Origin of the sequence: Actibacterium pelagium (assembly GCF_002285415.1) — a bacterium.
Classification (GTDB): Bacteria; Pseudomonadota; Alphaproteobacteria; order Rhodobacterales; family Rhodobacteraceae; genus Actibacterium_B; species Actibacterium_B pelagium.
In genome coordinates this window covers 62479-79395 of record NZ_NSBU01000005.1, presented here as the reverse complement: position 1 = coordinate 79395, position 16917 = coordinate 62479, and the positions used below count along the sequence as shown (strand labels likewise).

General features: G+C 59.6%; 18 protein-coding genes and 1 pseudogene. 11 read left to right on the top strand and 8 right to left on the bottom strand.

Features of this window, described 5'->3' with window-relative positions; genetic code table 11:
- Window positions 1-107: 107 nt before the first annotated feature.
- Together CLM58_RS05425 and CLM58_RS05420 are read right to left on the bottom strand one after the other, a co-directional pair.
- Window positions 108-938 (bottom strand): EAL domain-containing protein, encoded by an 831-nt coding sequence (locus CLM58_RS05425; RefSeq protein WP_095594920.1) that lies wholly within the window; start codon window positions 936-938, stop codon window positions 108-110.
- 91 nt (window positions 939-1029) lie between these two features.
- Window positions 1030-1587: a TlpA disulfide reductase family protein gene (locus tag CLM58_RS05420; protein WP_095594919.1), complete on the bottom strand. Its 558-nt coding sequence runs from the start codon at window positions 1585-1587 to the stop codon at window positions 1030-1032.
- A 22-nt stretch (window positions 1588-1609) separates the two neighbouring features.
- On the opposite strand from CLM58_RS05420, the gene argH reads away from it, so the two are divergent.
- From argH to CLM58_RS05400, 4 genes are all read left to right on the top strand, one after another.
- Entirely contained in the window at window positions 1610-3001 is a 1392-nt protein-coding gene (argH, locus tag CLM58_RS05415) for an argininosuccinate lyase (RefSeq protein WP_095595210.1), read from the top strand.
- A gap of 97 nt (window positions 3002-3098) precedes the next feature.
- On the top strand, window positions 3099-3416 hold the full coding sequence (locus tag CLM58_RS05410) for a DUF2834 domain-containing protein (protein WP_095594918.1): 318 nt from the start codon (window positions 3099-3101) through the stop codon (window positions 3414-3416).
- A 177-nt stretch (window positions 3417-3593) separates the two neighbouring features.
- Window positions 3594-4859: a diaminopimelate decarboxylase gene (gene lysA / locus CLM58_RS05405; protein ID WP_095594917.1), complete on the top strand. Its 1266-nt coding sequence runs from the start codon at window positions 3594-3596 to the stop codon at window positions 4857-4859.
- 36 nt (window positions 4860-4895) lie between these two features.
- Window positions 4896-7385 (top strand): DUF4175 domain-containing protein, encoded by a 2490-nt coding sequence (locus CLM58_RS05400; RefSeq protein ID WP_095594916.1) that lies wholly within the window; start codon window positions 4896-4898, stop codon window positions 7383-7385.
- A 9-nt stretch (window positions 7386-7394) separates the two neighbouring features.
- Here the strand turns inward: CLM58_RS05400 and CLM58_RS05395 are convergent, their stop codons facing one another.
- Both CLM58_RS05395 and CLM58_RS17465 read right to left on the bottom strand, forming a co-directional pair.
- A complete protein-coding gene (locus CLM58_RS05395) occupies window positions 7395-8039 on the bottom strand; it encodes a hypothetical protein (RefSeq protein ID WP_233132993.1) in 645 nt (214 codons plus the stop codon).
- A 30-nt stretch (window positions 8040-8069) separates the two neighbouring features.
- Window positions 8070-8165 (bottom strand): annotated as a pseudogene (locus CLM58_RS17465) (DUF7836 family putative zinc-binding protein); the annotation flags it as partial.
- Between the two features lie 156 nt (window positions 8166-8321).
- On the opposite strand from CLM58_RS17465, the gene CLM58_RS05390 reads away from it, so the two are divergent.
- Genes CLM58_RS05390 through CLM58_RS05380 form a run of 3 tightly spaced genes read left to right on the top strand, consistent with a single transcriptional unit; the run spans window position 8322 to window position 10623 of the window.
- Window positions 8322-8999, top strand: coding sequence for a cell division ATP-binding protein FtsE (locus tag CLM58_RS05390; RefSeq protein ID WP_095594914.1), 678 nt, complete (start codon window positions 8322-8324; stop codon window positions 8997-8999).
- Window positions 8996-9886 carry a cell division protein FtsX gene (locus CLM58_RS05385; protein ID WP_095594913.1) on the top strand — a complete coding sequence of 297 codons (891 nt, stop codon included), beginning with the start codon at window positions 8996-8998 and terminating at the stop codon, window positions 9884-9886. The genes CLM58_RS05390 and CLM58_RS05385 overlap by 4 nt, the downstream gene beginning before the upstream one ends.
- Window positions 9883-10623, top strand: coding sequence for a lysophospholipid acyltransferase family protein (locus tag CLM58_RS05380; protein WP_095594912.1), 741 nt, complete (start codon window positions 9883-9885; stop codon window positions 10621-10623). The genes CLM58_RS05385 and CLM58_RS05380 overlap by 4 nt, the downstream gene beginning before the upstream one ends.
- On the opposite strand, the gene CLM58_RS05375 is transcribed toward CLM58_RS05380, so the two are convergent.
- Together CLM58_RS05375 and rpsU are read right to left on the bottom strand one after the other, a co-directional pair.
- Window positions 10620-11261 (bottom strand): LysE family translocator, encoded by a 642-nt coding sequence (locus tag CLM58_RS05375; RefSeq protein ID WP_095595209.1) that lies wholly within the window; start codon window positions 11259-11261, stop codon window positions 10620-10622. The genes CLM58_RS05380 and CLM58_RS05375 overlap by 4 nt on opposite strands.
- A 100-nt stretch (window positions 11262-11361) precedes the next feature.
- Window positions 11362-11568, bottom strand: a complete 207-nt coding sequence (gene rpsU / locus CLM58_RS05370) for a 30S ribosomal protein S21 (protein ID WP_036556662.1) — start codon at window positions 11566-11568, stop codon at window positions 11362-11364.
- Window positions 11569-11678: 110 nt separating this feature from the next.
- Here rpsU and CLM58_RS05365 point away from each other — a divergent pair, with 110 nt between their 5' ends.
- The 3 genes from CLM58_RS05365 to CLM58_RS05355 all read left to right on the top strand — a co-directional run bounded on the left by CLM58_RS05365 (window position 11679) and on the right by CLM58_RS05355 (window position 14354).
- Window positions 11679-12380 carry a COQ9 family protein gene (locus tag CLM58_RS05365; RefSeq protein ID WP_095594911.1) on the top strand — a complete coding sequence of 234 codons (702 nt, stop codon included), beginning with the start codon at window positions 11679-11681 and terminating at the stop codon, window positions 12378-12380.
- An 8-nt stretch (window positions 12381-12388) separates the two neighbouring features.
- Window positions 12389-13372 (top strand): NAD(P)H-quinone oxidoreductase, encoded by a 984-nt coding sequence (locus CLM58_RS05360; protein WP_095595208.1) that lies wholly within the window; start codon window positions 12389-12391, stop codon window positions 13370-13372.
- A 304-nt stretch (window positions 13373-13676) separates the two neighbouring features.
- Window positions 13677-14354, top strand: coding sequence for a hypothetical protein (locus CLM58_RS05355; RefSeq protein WP_095594910.1), 678 nt, complete (start codon window positions 13677-13679; stop codon window positions 14352-14354).
- A gap of 96 nt (window positions 14355-14450) precedes the next feature.
- Here CLM58_RS05355 and CLM58_RS05350 read toward each other — a convergent pair whose 3' ends face one another.
- A complete protein-coding gene (locus CLM58_RS05350) occupies window positions 14451-15074 on the bottom strand; it encodes a ribonuclease T2 family protein (protein ID WP_095594909.1) in 624 nt (207 codons plus the stop codon).
- Between the two features lie 124 nt (window positions 15075-15198).
- Between CLM58_RS05350 and CLM58_RS05345 the strand changes: the two genes are divergently transcribed.
- Window positions 15199-15942 carry a DUF1013 domain-containing protein gene (locus tag CLM58_RS05345; RefSeq protein ID WP_095594908.1) on the top strand — a complete coding sequence of 248 codons (744 nt, stop codon included), beginning with the start codon at window positions 15199-15201 and terminating at the stop codon, window positions 15940-15942.
- A gap of 212 nt (window positions 15943-16154) precedes the next feature.
- Here CLM58_RS05345 and CLM58_RS05335 read toward each other — a convergent pair whose 3' ends face one another.
- Window positions 16155-16874 carry an alpha/beta fold hydrolase gene (locus CLM58_RS05335; protein ID WP_095594906.1) on the bottom strand — a complete coding sequence of 240 codons (720 nt, stop codon included), beginning with the start codon at window positions 16872-16874 and terminating at the stop codon, window positions 16155-16157.
- Between the last annotated feature and the right edge of the window lie 43 nt (window positions 16875-16917).

Here is a 16917-nt window from a genome sequence, read left to right as displayed (position 1 = left end):
TAAAAACCGTTGGGAAGTTGGCCCAGTGTTTACTCTAGGGAAGTCGTAAGCGCTCTGCCTAAATGCTGCAACTGCTACACGTCAGAAATGGGACTTTTTGCCTAATCTTAGCCCACCGCGCGACCATTGGCCTCAACCCAAGGCGGGTTGAGGGTCGGGGCGCCGCAAAAAAAGCCCTGCAAACAGTCGATCCCGGCCTCCTGCAGAAACGCAGCCTCTTCTGATGTCTCGACAGATTCGGCGATTGTGAACATGTCAAAATGCTCTCCAATCGAGATCAGCGCGCGCACAAGAACCTGATTGTCCGCGCTCAGGTTCACGTTCTTAATGAACTGCCCGTCGATCTTGAGAATGTCAAAATAGAACTGCCGCAGGTATCGGAATGCCGTGTAGCCCGCCCCGAAATCATCCAAGGCAAAGGCAATCCCCTGCCGCTGTAGATCACGCATAAAGGCGATCACCAGATCCGGCACCATCATGGCAGAGCTTTCGGTGATCTCAAGGATCAGCCGATCACCCAGAGTGGCGTCTGACGCCAAGGCATTATGCAGGATCCGCATCCAAGGCTGATAGCCAATAGATCGTGCAGACATGTTCACCGACAAACGCAGATCAGGCACGTTGCGCAATGTCTGCAACCCCTGTTTCAGCGCAAGACAGTCGATACGGCGCCCGGTTTCCGTGGCTTCAATCGCGTGAATGAAGTCTTTGGCCGGGATGATCCGCCCATCAACGTCGCGCACCCGGGCCAGCGCCTCGTAGAACGCCGGACGCGAATCGGGTCCGGTCGTCATCACCGGCTGATAGGCCAGAATGAGGTCACCACGTTTCACCGCAGAGCGGACCGTCGCGTGGATATCCGCGTCCCGCCCGGACAATGCTGCCGAAAGTGGGCTTTCCGGCCCGGCCAAAAACCTGAAGTCTGTTTCGAAGGTCATTCAAAGCTCCGCACCCTGACAAGAGAGTGCGGGCATAGTCGCTAACAAAGCCCTAACGGTTGGCAGTTTCCTGTCCGACCTGCGGCCTGACCTAGTCGCCCGCGATCAGCGCCTCGAGAATCGCGATGGCGCTTTCGCTATCCCATACTGCGTCGCCAATAAGGCGGGCGATCTCTTGACCATCGCGATCCAGAACCATTGTCACCGGCAGGCCAAGAACCCCCATTTCACGCGCAAACTGCTGTTTCGGGTCGCGCCACTTGGGCAAATCGGTCAGTTCGTTCTGATCGAAGAACCGGTTGATCCCCGGCACGGGGTTATGTCCGGTCGCGACCGTAACAACCGCAAAGTCATCCCCGCCCAATTGTTGTTGCAGACGGTTCAGCGCGGGCATCTCTTTGCGGCAAGGGGCGCACCACGTCGCCCAGAAGTTCAACAGAACGATTTTGCCGCCATGTTCGGACAGGCTGACGGGCTGGTCCTCGATATCCACCAGCCCCACATCGGCCACTGGTTTTGCCTCACTATGAAAGTTCAGCTTCTTCATATCGCCTTCGCGCAGAGCTTCGACCGCAGCCATATCGGCAAGGGTAGCATTTGCACCAAGCGCAAGGGCCGTATAGAGAACGGCAAAACGAACCAGTTTCATCTTCCCTCCGAAGGGTATGCTTATGACCGACAAGACCTCGAATGCCATGTGGGGCGGACGCTTTGCCGCCGGGCCGGACGCGATCATGGAGGCGATCAACGCCTCGATCGGATACGATCAGCGGATGGCGCGCCAAGACATCGAAGGCTCGCGCGCCCATGCGGCGATGCTCGCTGCACAGGGCATTGTGACAGATAGCGATGCCGAAGCCATTCGGGAAGGCCTGCTCACAGTCTTGTCAGAGATTGAAGGTGGTACTTTCGAATTCTCGACCGCGCTGGAAGACATCCACATGAATGTCGAGGCCCGCTTGAAAGAGGTCATCGGTGAACCTGCGGGCCGCCTGCACACGGGCCGGTCGCGCAACGACCAGGTTGCGACCGATTTCAAACTGTGGGTCCGCGACCAGATTGACGCGGCAATCACCGGCATCGACGCCCTGATCCGCGCGCTTCTGACGCAGGCAGAGGACGGTGCCGACTGGGTCATGCCCGGCTTCACCCACCTGCAAACCGCGCAGCCTGTGACTTGGGGCCACCACATGATGGCCTATGTCGAAATGTTCGCCCGCGACCTGAGCCGTTTCAAAGACGCCCGCGCCCGGATGAACGAATGCCCGCTTGGCGCTGCCGCTCTGGCCGGCACCGGCTTCCCCATCGACCGCCACATGACCGCCGAGGCGCTTGGCTTTGACCGTCCCGCTGCGAACTCGTTGGACGCAGTCAGCGATCGGGACTTTGCGCTGGAATTCCTTGCCGCGTCGTCCATCTGCGCGATGCACCTGTCGCGCATGGCCGAAGAGCTGGTGATCTGGTCTTCGGCCCAGTTCCGGTTTGTGACCCTGTCGGATCGCTTCTCGACCGGCTCTTCGATCATGCCGCAGAAGAAGAACCCGGATGCCGCTGAACTGATCCGCGCCAAGATCGGCCGTATCTTCGGGGCGCACACCGCGCTTCTGATCGTGATGAAGGGCCTGCCGCTGGCCTATTCCAAGGACATGCAGGAAGACAAAGAACAGGTCTTTGACGCCGCCGACAACCTGATGCTGGCGCTCGCTGCAATGGAAGGCATGGTCAAAGACATGTCCGCCAACCGCCCCTCGCTAGAGGCCGCCGCCGCCAGCGGGTTCTCGACCGCGACCGATCTGGCTGACTGGCTGGTGCGCGAGCTGAACATGCCGTTCCGCGACGCCCACCACGTAACCGGCGCTTTGGTGGCACTGGCCGAGGGCAAAGGCTGTGACCTGCCCGATCTTTCTCTGGACGAGATGCAATCGGTGAATACATCTATTACCGAAGACGTCTTTGGCGTTCTGGGGGTCCACAATTCGGTGGCTAGCCGCACCAGCTATGGCGGCACCGCGCCGTCGCAAGTTCGCTCCCAAATCGCTCGTTGGAAGGAAATTCTGGCATGATCCGCGCCGCCGCCATCGCCCTGACCCTGCTGATCGCCGCCTGCGGCGCGGATGGAGAGCCCATCACCCCGACCATGTCTAACGTGGTATTGCATTAATGACCCCGCTGCGGCTGGCCTATCTAGCGCTTGCCGTCTGGGGCGCCATTCACCCGATGAGCTATTTCATCGGGTGGTTTATGGAAAACGGCTGGTCCTTGGGGGCCATGATCGACGCGTGGTACGTGAACAAAGCAACCTCGGGTCTGGTCTGGGACCTGACAATCGCGGCCATCGCACTGACCCTTTGGATCGTCGCAGAAGTCTATGTCCGCAAAAACTGGATCGGCCTGATCGCGATCCCTGCGACCTTCTGCATCGGCGTCAGCTGCGGCTTACCGCTGTATCTGTTTCTGCGAACAGCGCCCATCAAATAGCGTTCCGCCCGGCGGACACGCCGGGCAGCGCCCGACCCTCCCCATGGGAGGGCGCTTCTCGCCCACCCAGGGTCAGGCGCCGCCCTCATCACTTTGTTCGGGCAGGCGCGGCTATCAATTGAATTCGCCCAAATCTCTGATATGACGCCCCGACACTAAGATTCAGGAAAGCCCAGAATGGACCACTTCCTCTACCGCGATGGCATTCTGCATGCCGAAGACGTTCCGGTTCCCGCGATTGCAGCCGCAGTGGGCACGCCGTTCTACTGCTATTCGACTGCAACGCTGGCGCGCCACTTCAAGCTGTTCGACGAGGCACTGGAAGGGACCGAGCATCTGGTCTGCTTCGCCATGAAGTCAAACTCGAACCAAGCGGTCCTGAAGACACTGGCGGGTCTGGGCGCTGGCATGGATGTCGTATCCGGCGGCGAATACGCGCGGGCAAAAGCCGCGGGCGTTCCGGGCGACCGCATTGTCTTTTCCGGCGTCGGCAAAACCCGCGAGGAAATGCGCGCGGCACTGGAAGGCGGCATCCGCCAGTTCAACGTCGAATCCGAACCCGAGCTGATCCAGCTGTCCGAGGTCGCATCGTCGATGGGTGTCGAGGCGCCAATCGCCATCCGCGTGAATCCGGATGTCGACGCCAAAACGCATGAGAAAATCGCCACCGGCAAATCAGAAAACAAGTTCGGCATTCCGATCGCGCGCGCCAAAGAGGTCTATGCCCAAGCCGCCGCCCTGCCCGGCATCGACGTTGTCGGCATTGACGTCCACATCGGCAGCCAGCTGACCGAACTGGAGCCCTTTGGCCTTGCCTTTGAGAAAGTCGCCGAGCTGACCGAGGTGCTGCGCGCCGAGGGGCACAACATTCGTCGTCTCGATCTGGGTGGCGGACTGGGTATCCCGTACGAGCGCTCCAATGAGGCACCGCCGCTGCCCATCGAATACGGCCAGCTGATCAAGGACAAGGTAGGCCATCTGGGCTGCGAGATCGAGATTGAACCGGGTCGCCTGATCTCGGGCAACGCCGGCATTCTGGTCAGTGATGTGATCTTCGTGAAATCCGGTGAAGGCCGCGATTTCCTGATTGTCGATGCGGCAATGAACGACCTTGTGCGCCCGTCGATGTACTCGGCCCACCACGACATTATCCCGGTTGTCGAGCCTGCCGCAGGCGCAGAACAGCAGCCTTACGACATCGTGGGACCGGTGTGCGAGACCGGCGACACTTTTGCCAAACAACGGAATATGCCTGTTTTGCAGGCAGGCGACCTTATCGCGTTCCGTTCAGCAGGCGCATATGGCGCCGTTATGGCCTCGGAATACAACACTCGGGCCCTGATCCCCGAAGTTCTGGTCCACGAAGATCAATTTGCGGTTATTCGACAGCGTCCAACCTTTGACGAAATGATAAACCGCGATACCATTCCAGAGTGGCTGTAATCCGCATTCCCGCGGGCCAGCCCTTTGGATTGGTTCATGGCGACTCAGCAAAGTTCTGACATTACACGACCGAAATCCCTGCGCCGGGCCCTTGGCCTGACCCGCGCAGGGTTGGTCGCTGAACGGCTGGTCAAAGCCTTCTGGCCCACGTGGACAGTTCTGTTTGTCGTCGCCGGAGCGCTTCTTCTTGGTCTACACGAAGTCCTTCGCTTCGAAGTCCTGTGGGCGGGCCTGCTGCTTGGGGGCGGCGCGCTGATCTGGACACTGGCCCGTGGGGTCAAACAGTTCCACTGGCCGTCCCGATCTGACGCACAGCTTGCCTTGGATGCCACTTTGCCCGGGCGCCCGCTGGCCGCGCTGGATGATCAGCAGGCCATCGGATCGGATGACACGCAATCCCGCGCTGTCTGGCAAGCACACCAAAAGCGTATGGCCGCACGATTGGAAGGCGTCCGGGCTGTCGAACCCGACCTGCGCGTCTCGCGCCGCGATCCGTTCGGCCTGCGATACGTTGCCTTTACGGCCTTCCTTGTCGCGCTGCTGTTTGGATCGTTTGGGCGGGTCGCCACGGTTGGTGCCCACGCCACAAACCCGGCCGGTGCCGCACTGGCGCAAGGGCCCGCATGGGAGGGTTGGATCGAGCCGCCCAACTACACCGGGCTGCCCAGCCTCTATCTCAATGATATCGATGCCGAAGAAATGACCGTCCCTCGTGGTGCAGTCGTGACGCTGCGGTTCTATGGCACACCGGGCGATCTGTTGCTGGAACAGGATATCTCTGGCCCGCTTCCTGCGGCCGCTGAAGGCGATCCGCGGATGCAGCACCAGCTAGAAGTCACCCAAGAGGGCAAGCTTTCCATTGTCGGACCCGGGGGGCGCAGTTGGCAGGTGCTGATGCTGCCCGATGAACTGCCCGAGGTCGAAGTCACCGAGAACATGCGCGGTGGGCGCGGTGGTGAGATTCAGCAACCCTTTTCCGCGCGTGACGACTATGGTGTTGTCGCAGGCCGGGTTACAATCCGGCTGGACCTAGACGGCGTCGACCGCCGCCATGGCTTGCAGATCGACCCAGAACCGCGCGACGAAATCATTGTCGACCTGCCGATGCCTCTAAGCGGCAATCGGGAAGAGTTTGAAGAATTGCTGGTCGAAAACTTCTCGGAACATGCTTGGGCGCGCCTGCCGGTGGCGCTGTCGTTCGAAGTCGACGACTCCATCGGTCAGACCAGCGCGGAAGAGCTGGTCCTGCGTAATCTTGGTGGCCGGCGCTTCTTTGATCCGGTTGCAGCCGCGCTGATCGAAATGCGCCGTGACCTTCTATGGAGCCGCGAAAACGCCAAGCGAACCTCGCAGCTTTTGCGCACAGTTCTATATCAGCCAGACGATCTATCGCTTCAAAGCGGCATTTACCTGCGTCTGCGTTCGATCGGGCGGGATCTGGATGCCGCCGCCAAAGACGGATTGGACGGCGCCAAGCGGGATGAGATTGCCAAGCGTCTTTGGGATCTGGCCATCGAAATCGAAGATGGCGATCTGGACAGCGCCCGCGAGCGGTTGGAGCGCGCGCAGGATCGCCTGTCCGAGGCAATGCGCAACGGAGCAACCGACGAGGAAATCGCAGAGTTGATGGAAGAGCTTCGTCAGGCAATGGACGAATACCTGCGCATGCTTGCTGAACAGGCAGAGCCGCAGGAGAATCTTGATACGGCGGACAACGGTCAGCAACAGGAGATGACCCAGCAAGACCTGCAATCCATGATGGATCGCATTCAAGAGCTGATGCAGCAAGGCCGCACCGCCGAGGCGATGCAACTTCTGGAACAGCTGCGCCAGATGCTGGAGAACATGCAGGTCACTCAAGGCCAAGGAGGTCAGGGCCAAGGTCAGCAATCCTTGCAGGGCCTGTCCGAGACACTGCGTGAACAACAAGGGCTCAGCGACGAAGCCTTCCGCGACCTTCAGGACCGCTTCAACTCCGAGCAAGGACAACAGGGGCAAGAAGGCGAGGGCCAGCAGGGTGGCGAAGGTCAGCGCCGCAGCTTGGCAGACCGCCAGGGCGACCTGCAACGCCAACTGGACGAGCAGCAACGCAACCTGCCCGGCTTGGGTGGAGAGTTAGGCCAGGCGACACGAGACGCGCTGGACCGTGCTGGCCGCGCGATGGAGCGTGCCGAGGAAGCCCTGCGCGATGACGATACGGCCGGCGCTTTGGACGATCAGGCAGATGCCATGGACGCCCTGCGTGAAGGGATGCGCAATTTGGGCGAGGCCTTGGCCCAGCAACAGAACCAAGGCGATCAGGGTCAAGATCAAGCAAGGAACGGAGAGGCGAGCCCCCGCGATCCGCTTGGCCGCGAAGACGGAAACTCTGGCCAGTTTGCGGGCCGCGAAGACACGATCTTGCCGGGTGACGATGTCTATGACCGGGCACGCCGCCTGATGGAAGAAATCCGCCGCCGCTCTTCCGAACAAGAACGGCCAGAGCAGGAACTGGACTATCTCAGACGATTGCTAGAGAGGTTCTGATCACGCGGATCAGGATCCGGTTTTGGCCTCGATCATGGCGACGAGGTTGATAATCATCTCGTCCAGTTTGAGCCGCATCTCGTCCACGAAGACAATGTATTGCTGCAGATAAGGTTCTGCTTGCGGTACATAACTGACGATGGTCGACGCGAAGGTATAACAGACCATCCCCAAGCCAAACAGAACGATAACCATCGCAAACCCGCGGCTGAAGCCAGACCCGCCTTTGGCAGCATCGCCGGCCCCACCGTCTTCATTGGGCAGGTTGGCGGTCACTTCTTTCAACGTCTGGCTAATGCGCACTTCATCGGTCAGGCCGCCATCGCGCAGGCGATCGGCATCTTCCGACGTCGCAGTGTTATCGACCGTTTCGGTGGTGGTATCAGGCTTGGGACGCTCACCCAGGTCAGGGCCGCTTGGACCATCCCTTTCCGAATCCGGGTTTGGCGCCTGCAGGCCCTCCGACAGCTTGCTGACTGCGCTGCTGGCTGCTTCGCGGTCTTCGGCGCGGGCGCGCTGCTCGCGTTCTGCTTCTTCGCGAAGGATACCCAGAATGGAATCTTCGACCGATCCACCTTTGGGTTTACGATCTTCAGCGACTACCGGCTCTGAAATCGGGCGATCGGGAATCGGGGCTGGCGTAGGCTGCGCCACCGGTGCTGGGCGCTCTTGAAACCAAGTTGTCTTGCAATTGGAACATTGCACGTCACGACCAGTTTCTGGAATGGCATCTTCGCCAACCTCATACTGGGCTTGGCAATTCGGACATGTCAGGCGCATCTGCTCACCTCTGCAACCTTTTTTGGAGCCAATCTGGCATTGTTTCGGCTATTGTGAACCATTCAGCAGCTTTAATCAAAACATTTGCCAACGCCTAAGATTGAATCCTTGAAGGTTGTCAGGCAAATAGCTGTTGATCTGCATCGGAGCCCACCCTTGATCGAGTTGCAAAATGTCACGCAAAGCTACGGCGGCTCCGCGCTGCTAACCGATGTGTCGGTGCAATTCGCGCCGGGATCGTTCCACTTTTTGACCGGCCCGTCAGGGGCGGGCAAATCGACACTTCTGAAATTGCTTTACGGAGAGCTGCGACCGACACGCGGCCATGTGCAACTTTTCGGAATTGCCAGCACAAACATGGCACGCGACCAATTGGCCCGAACCCGGCGCCGGATCGGTGTGGTGCATCAGGATTGCCGGTTTCTGGATCACCTATCGCTGGCTGAAAACATTGCCCTGCCCCTGCAAATCGCGGGTCAACTGACACCGGCGGACCGCCAGAACCTGGCAGACCTTTTGGTCTGGGTAGGCCTCGCGCACCGGTCCGACGCCTTGCCAGCCGAACTATCGGGTGGGGAGCGCCAACGCGCCGCCCTTGCCCGCGCTGTCATGATCGACCCCGAAGTGATTCTTGCCGACGAACCCACCGGAAATGTCGACTGGGAAATGGCGCAGCGCTTGCTGCAATTGCTGATCGAACTAAACAAGATGGGCAAAACAATTGTCCTTGCGACCCATGACCTGAACCTGATCCGCGCGGCCAAAACACAGGTCGAAGCCCGCGTTCTGCGCATTCGCGACCGGCAGGTGCAACTGGCGGGGGCAAGCTTGTGACCTCTTTGCTGGATTTTCTTCGCGGGTCGCAGGGGGACGGACGTTTCGTGCCCCCCTCAAAACTGACCGGTCGGCTTACCCTTGCTGCCGCGGCCGCAATGTCCTTTCTGGCGGTATTTGCGCTGGTCCTGACGATGGCGGCGCACCGGCAGGCTGCGCTTTGGGGGCAAACGCTGGCCGGCACCGCAACCGTTCGCATTGCGTCCCCGCACGAGCCTGAACAGGTTCAGGCCGCGCTGGTCATTCTGGAAACCACGACTGGCGTCAACGCTGCCCGCATTTTGTCCGAGGACGAACACGCCGCCCTTCTTGCACCATGGCTGGGCCCCGACCTGCCGTTGCAAGATCTGCCCCTGCCCAGCCTGATCGAGGTTGAGTTATCCCCTGACGGGATTGATACGCTTGGGCTGAACCTGCGCCTTCAGGCCGAGGTCCCATCGGCGACGTTCGACGACCACAGCCGCTGGCGCGCACCGCTGATTGATGCTGCAAAACGGATGCGCAATCTGGGCTGGGCTGCGCTTGGCCTGACCTTTGCGACGCTGGCCGTCATGGTCGCGCTGTCAACACAATCCGCGCTGGCGTCGAACAAGCAGGAAATTGACGTTCTGCACCTTGTCGGGGCCGAGGACCGCTTTATCGCCCGAGCCTTCGTCTGGCGTTTCACCGGACGTGCGGTGGCGGGTGCATTGCTGGGCACTGGGTTGGGGATTATCGCCACCCTGCTGCTGCCAAACGATCCGGCTGCTGGCAGCTTCCTGACCGCACTACCCCCGAACGGGCTTGGCTGGCTTGTGCCATTCTTGGTGGTACCGCTGGTTGCAGCTGTTGCCTATCTGGCAACACGGGTTACGGTGATGCGATTGCTGAAAGAGACAACACTATGAACTATGCGCTGCAATGGCTTCGGTCCCTGATCTTCGTCGGCCAGATGTACCTGATGATGGTGATCATGGGCCTTTTGTTCACACCTTGGATGATCATTGATCGTCGCGGCGCCTACGCCGGCATTCATACCTATTGCCGTTGGGTCCGCTGGACCGCCAGCTGGATGGTCGGCCTGAAGTCTGAAATTCGTGGCACCGTACCATCAGGCGAGCTGATTATCGCCTCGAAACACCAATCCTTCTTCGACATTATCATGATCGTTTCAGTCGTCCCTCGGCCGAAGTTCATCATGAAGCATACCCTCAAATGGGCACCGATCCTTGGCGCCTATGCCGCGCGGATCGGCTGTGTCGCGGTCAACCGCGGCAAGCGGGGTGAAGCTGTCAGGAAGATGGTTGCCGACGTCGCCTCGGGGCGGCAACGCCCAGGCCAGCTGATCATCTATCCGCAAGGCACCCGCGTCGCGCCCGGGGTCGAACGCCCTTACAAGGTGGGCACAGGAGTTCTGTATACAGAGCTGAACCAAACCTGCGTTCCCGCTGCGACCAATGTTGGCGTCTTTTGGCCCCGCACGGGGATTTACCGGAAGCCCGGATTGGCTGTTGTCGAGTTTCTTGAACCTGTCGAACCCGGCATGGAAACCGGTGCCTTTATGGCGCATCTAGAGGACGTGGTAGAAACCGCCTCGGACAAGCTGATGGCCGAAGCAGGGTTCGACGTGAAACCCAAAGCCTAAGTTCGGCGCAGCGCCGACATCGCAACTTCGCTGACAAGGATTGCACCCGCCCCGCCAATGGCCGTCGCCGCGACCCGGTTAAGACGGCGCAGCGCTTTGGGCTGGGTCATCATCGCGCGCGCTTTGGATGCCAGCAGAACGTAGGGCGCAAGGACGACGAAGAGTACGAGAACCGTCAGAACTGCCAGCACGGCCCATTCTGCAATCCCAACCGCGTTTAGGTCCATCACCGTCGGCAACAGCGCCAGATAGAAAACAATGGTCTTCGGATTTCCAAGCGTAATCGCGAAACCCGACATGAATGCGGCTGTATCTGATTGCTCTTTCGCGGCCTTCACCCGTGACAGCCCGGTATCGCTGAACCAGAACTTCAGCGCCATATAGATCAGATAAGCCCCGCCCAAGAGCTTGATCAGCATGAAGGCGCTGGCAAAGGTCTGCGCGACAGCCGCCAACCCAACCACCGCGACAGTCAGATACACCACGTCGCCAAGCGCGATGCCTGCCAGAAACACAAAGGAAGTTCGTCGATTGCCGCCCAGCGCCTGCCCAACCAGCGCCGCCACACCCGGCCCCGGGATGACAGCAGCGATACCAAGCGCCACGATATAGGCAATAAACGGTGTAATATGTTCCATCCCGAACATTCCTTCAGTCCTAAAAACGACAAACCCCCGAGCCTTCGCGCGGGGGTCATCAAGGGGGCCCTAAAGCCCCAGTTCGCAGTCGAACAGATGCTTAGAGCATACCTTCGCGCTGTGCCTTCTTACGAGCCAACTTACGAGCACGGCGAATTGCTTCGGCCTTCTCGCGCGCTTTTTTCTCGGACGGCTTTTCAAAGTGCTGACGGAGTTTCATCTCACGGAAAACACCTTCACGCTGAAGCTTTTTCTTCAGGGCACGAAGAGCCTGATCGACGTTATTGTCGCGAACGCTAACCTGCATGTGGTTTACACCACCTTTCTAATCTAGAGTTGCTGTCAAAAGCAGGAGGTGGCCATATAGCAAAGCCCTCTGCACTTGTCTAGCATGGTGGCACGGAATACGAGGAAGCCATGACCGACGCGCCCCAAGACCCCAAAACCCAGCTGCTACAGGCCGCTTTGACACATGTCCCCTTTGATGGGTGGAGCGATCTGACCCTACGCGAGGCCGCTGCCGATTCGGGCCTATCGATAGATCAGGCCCGGGCAATGTACCCGCGCGGGGCAGTTGATCTGGCTCTGGCATATCATCGCTCTGGTGACGCCGCGATGGTCGAAGCGCTGAAATCCGAGGACCTGTCAGAGCTGCGCTTTCGCGACCGGATTGCGCGTGCAGTCCGTCTGCGCTTGGAACTGGTCGAAGACAAGGAACTAGTTCGGCGCGGAACAACGCTCTTCTCTCTGCCCACCAACGCCCCCGATGGCGCCCGCGCGATCTGGGAAACCTGCGATCACATCTGGACCGCCTTAGGCGACACGTCGAATGACGTGAACTGGTATACGAAGCGCGCGACGCTTTCAGGCGTCTATGGCTCGACCGTCCTTTATTGGCTTGGCGACGAAAGCCCGGACCACCACCGCACGTGGGAGTTTCTTGACCGCCGCATCGACAACGTCATGCAGTTCGAGAAGTTCAAGGCAAAGTCGCGTGAGAACCCGCTGCTAAAAACCCTCTTCGCCGGTCCCAATGCCGTGCTTAGCAAAATCCGCGCCCCTGGTGCGGATCCGCTTAGCAACCTGCCCGGCACTTTCCGCAAGACCAATTCGGAGTAACCATGTCCCTGCCCCAAACCATGCGCGCCGTCGAAATAACTGAACCCGGCGGACCCGAGGTCCTGCAAATCTGCGAACGCCCGGTGCCCAGCCCGGGGCCGAAAGATGTGGTCATCAAACTGGCCTTCGCAGGTGTGAACCGCCCCGACGCTCTGCAACGCGCCGGCAGCTATGCCCCGCCCCCCACCGCCAGCGACCTACCCGGCCTTGAAGGCGCGGGGGAAGTGGTCGCCGTCGGCTCGGACGTGACTGGTGTGAAAGTCGGGGATCAGGTCTGTGCCCTGCTGCCAGGCGGCGGCTATGCCGAATACGTGGCGACCCCTGCCGCCCATTGCCTGCCGATCCCAACGGGCATGCCCCTTGACCAAGCGGCCTGCCTGCCAGAGACCTTTTTCACCGTCTGGTCCAACGTCTTCATGCGCGGCGGCTTGAAAGAAGGAGAAACCTTCCTGATCCACGGCGGATCGTCCGGGATCGGAACAACCGCGATCCAACTGGCCAAGACCTGTGGTGCAAAAGTTGTCGTCACGGCTGGTTCTGCCGAAAAATGCGAGGCTTGCCTGAAACTGGGTGCCGATCGCGCAATCAACTACCGCGAGGAAGACTTCGTCGAGGTTCTCAAGGCAGAGGGCCGGCCGAACCTTATCCTGGACATGGTTGGTGGCGACTACCTGCCCCGCAATGTGCGCGTACTGGCCAATGATGGTCGCCTCGTCCAGATCGCCTTTCTTCAGGGTCCCAAGATCGAGCTGAACTTCGCGCAGGTCATGATGCGCCGCCTGACCATCACCGGTTCGACCCTGCGCCCCCAGTCGGATGCCGCAAAGGCCGCCATTGCCGCCGAATTGCGTGAAAAGGTCTGGCCCTTGTTGAATGACGGGCGCATCGCCCCAGTCATGGACAGCCGGTTTAAATTGGAAGAAGCCGCAGAAGCTCACGCGCGTATGGAAGGCTCTACCCACATTGGAAAGATCGTGCTCGACCTCGGTTAGCGATAACGCTTCCCAAAACACAGAAACCAGAGACTCAGTCATCCTGGCCAATTTATTGGCCGGGCGAGCATTGTTTCCAAATCCGGACTTAAGCTGACCAAACGTCAACCAATAGCCACTAAACCCATACATTTACAGCTCGATACAGACAAATCGTCACCTTGCTGCTTCAGACTCTCCCCGACAGAGCCCCACTTCAGCCACGTTTGATTGGTTACTTATTCCTTAACGCCCCCATTGTTTCCGCGCTGGAACACAGCTTTGCGCGTAGATTTCCGACAGGGGGATCCGTGAGGAACAAGAGATGCATAAGGCTCTGTTAAAGGTTCTGAAAGTACTAGTGTCCGCTGTCGCATTCTACGCAGCAGTTTCGGCGGCACCCGTCCTCGCGCAATCAAACGCAGTACTGGACAGAGCCATCTCGAACGAGATCGTCGCCCTTGCTCCCAAGGGCGCTCATAAGAAGTATTCATGGAAAAAGCAGGTTTCGAGCAAATCTGTCCGCCTGCGCGCGTCAGGTCGGATCGGCAAGATCGACGCCCGGTTCAACATCCCCAGAAAAACCTCTTCGGGAAGCAGCCCCGGCCTGATCCCGGTTAAGATAGAGTTCCGCAATGCCGACGGGTCGCGCATTACCATTACCTTCATGAAAGGTAAGGAAAGCCGCTATGAAGAGATCAAAAAAGACGGGACAAAAGAGATACGTCTTTTCAACCCCGATGGTTCTTTCAAGACCGTTACCCTGTCCAAAGACGGGTCGTATTATCAAGAGGTCTGCGACTCTGGCCAAAACTGCGTCGTGACGACTGGCAACATTAGCGATGGCGGCTCCAATGGCAGCCTAGACTCCGATCTCGCCGGCGAGGTCGGCGGTGGCGGCAGCGGTGATGGTCCGGGTCAGGGTGCCGACAACGGTAACGGTGGCGGCAACGGTCAGGGCGGCGGCGGCGGCACCGGCGGTGGTGGCGGCAAAGATAAATAGCGATCCTTGGCAACGATATTTAAACGCCCACCTCCGCGGTGGGCGTTTTGCTTTTAAAAGGCTATTTTGATCCAAGTGAGGCCGCCAGCAGCTTGATCAGTCGATCGCCTCGAACAAGGCGTTGGACATCGAACAATCCCGAACGACATCCTGACCGCACACTCTAGGTTCAAAATCCCTGGTCAGACACAGCCGCGCCTCTTGGATCCGGCCTGACTTGCAGGTGATCGTCAGCATGTCGGCCTCCCATTCCGGGTTGGCCTTCAAGAACGCGTCTTCAACCACCCGAGGCGGCAGGCGCACATCGCGGTCCAGTTTGCGAAAGACCTCGGGACGGTTAACGGTGTCATAGGCCGTGCGGGCCGCGTCGAAATATTCCCCAGCGGACAGGCCTGAACAGCGTCCGTGCTTCTTCCACTGATGCCAAGCCGACCCCGACGACCCCATGATATCAACCATCGCAGAGGTCTGAGCCCGGGTCGCCTCTTGGAAAGACGTCCAGCAATAGCTGGGCCAGCCGTCGTCATATTGCGGCCACAGCCCATGCAGAACCCAGCCCATCGGGCGGTCGCACTGCGGGTTGCCGCGTGCCTCGCCTTCCAGAGCACAGAAAGTCGGTGACCAGCTGAGCGCCAGGACGTAATAGTCGAAATCCCCGGCCCGTTCCCCGTCAGCCCGGGCAAGGCCCGCTGACAGGACCAGCATCAGTAACCAGCGCATTTCCTCTTTCCTCTTTGCCAGAACGTCCCTATATAAGCCGCAACCTCCCCGAAATTGCGGATAAGGTCCAGCCCGGACCACCCATTTCACCCGACGGGAGAGATGTATGTAAAGGAGAGATCCAATGGCCAAACCGATTATGGCAAAGGCAACCGCCGTCTGGCTGGTGGACAACACGACCCTGACCTTCAAGCAGGTCGCCGATTTCTGCGAACTGCACGAGCTGGAAGTGCAAGGCATCGCCGATGGTGACGTCGCCGGTGGCGTCAAAGGTTTTGACCCGGTCGCGAACAACCAGCTGACCCAGGAAGAGATCGACAAGGCCGAAGCCGATCCGCTGTACAAGCTGAAGCTGAAGTTCAACGCCGCTGCCGTGGGCGAAGAAAAACGCCGTGGCCCGCGCTACACCCCGCTGTCCAAGCGTCAGGACCGTCCGAACTCGATCCTGTGGCTGGTGAAGTTCCACCCCGAACTGACCGACGGTCAGATCGCCAAGCTGGTGGGCACCACCAAGCCGACGATCCAGTCGATCCGCGAACGTACCCACTGGAACATCGCCAACATGCAGCCCATCGACCCGGTTGCGCTTGGCCTGTGTAAACAGTCGGAACTGGACGCCGCCGTTCAGAAAGCCGCCGCCAAGAAAGCCGCAGAAGGCGAAGCGATGTCCGATGATGAGCGCCGCAAACTGCTGTCGACCGAACAGTCGCTGGAGATGGACACCGAGCCCAAGATCCCCACAGCGATCTCTGGTCTGGAAACCTTCTCGCTGTCCGACAACGACGAAGACGAGAAAGAGGAAGACCTGCCCGACGCAGACAGCTTCTTCAACCTTCCCGGCGGCGACGACGAAGACGAACAGCCCTAATCCAAAAAAACCCGGCCTTCGCGCCGGGTTTTTCTTTGGCCCTTGTCGGTGCCTTCCCCGAGCCACGTCAAAGTTGACTTCGCCCCGACATACGGCATCCGGTCCTCGTGGAAGGGAAGACCTGATCGCAGCGCTCCAAGTACTGATGTCGATAGCTGCACCCCGCTTTCGACACCGGTCGCTTGCTGTGTCATCTAGCTGACCGAAAAGGTCTAGTCGCCCGCCAGCTCTCCAATGGCGCCCCAGAATCCCGGGTTGTCACTGAACTTTCCGTTGGTCAGGAAGGCTTCGACCTGCCAGATCACCTGCGGGTCGTTCATCATGAAGGTGTGGGTCACGGGCAAGATGATGTGATCGGCCATCCCGTCGACCTTGGTCGAGGCGACAGAGACCTTGCCATCATCATCGCCCGGGATCAGCTGAGAATAGACCGGGCTGACGCTTTGGTCGCCTGCAATGACCCCCAGGTCGAACGTGACGGCAGGCAGGCTTCGGGGCAGGCTTTCTTCACCGGTCCCAAGCTGCATTCCTGCAGGCCCGTTGATCCATTCGAATGGGGCCAGCTCCCCTAGCTCATCGACAAGTTCAGAGCCCTGATTGGGCGGCCCCAACATGACCACACGCTGCACGCGTGGGTCATTGGTTTCAGCCATCCATTGCCGGACGAGAATGCCTCCCATCGAATGGGTGACCAGATGAGCAGGCCCATCGCATGCCTTCAGCCCATCATCCACGGACTTTGCAAGCTCCTGTATGGTCTTCTCAGTCGACGGATAGCCTTGTCGTACGACATCGTATCCACGCGCCTCCAGCACCTCGCCCATCACAGTCCAAGAGGCTTCGGTCCGGGCAAGGCCGTGCAGAAGAACCACGCAGTCTGCCTGTGCAAGACCGGGGACAGCCAAGAGAGTGACGCTTAAAATCCGACGCATCCTTCTGACATAGTCGTCCCGCACCCACAGTGGAACACCCCAG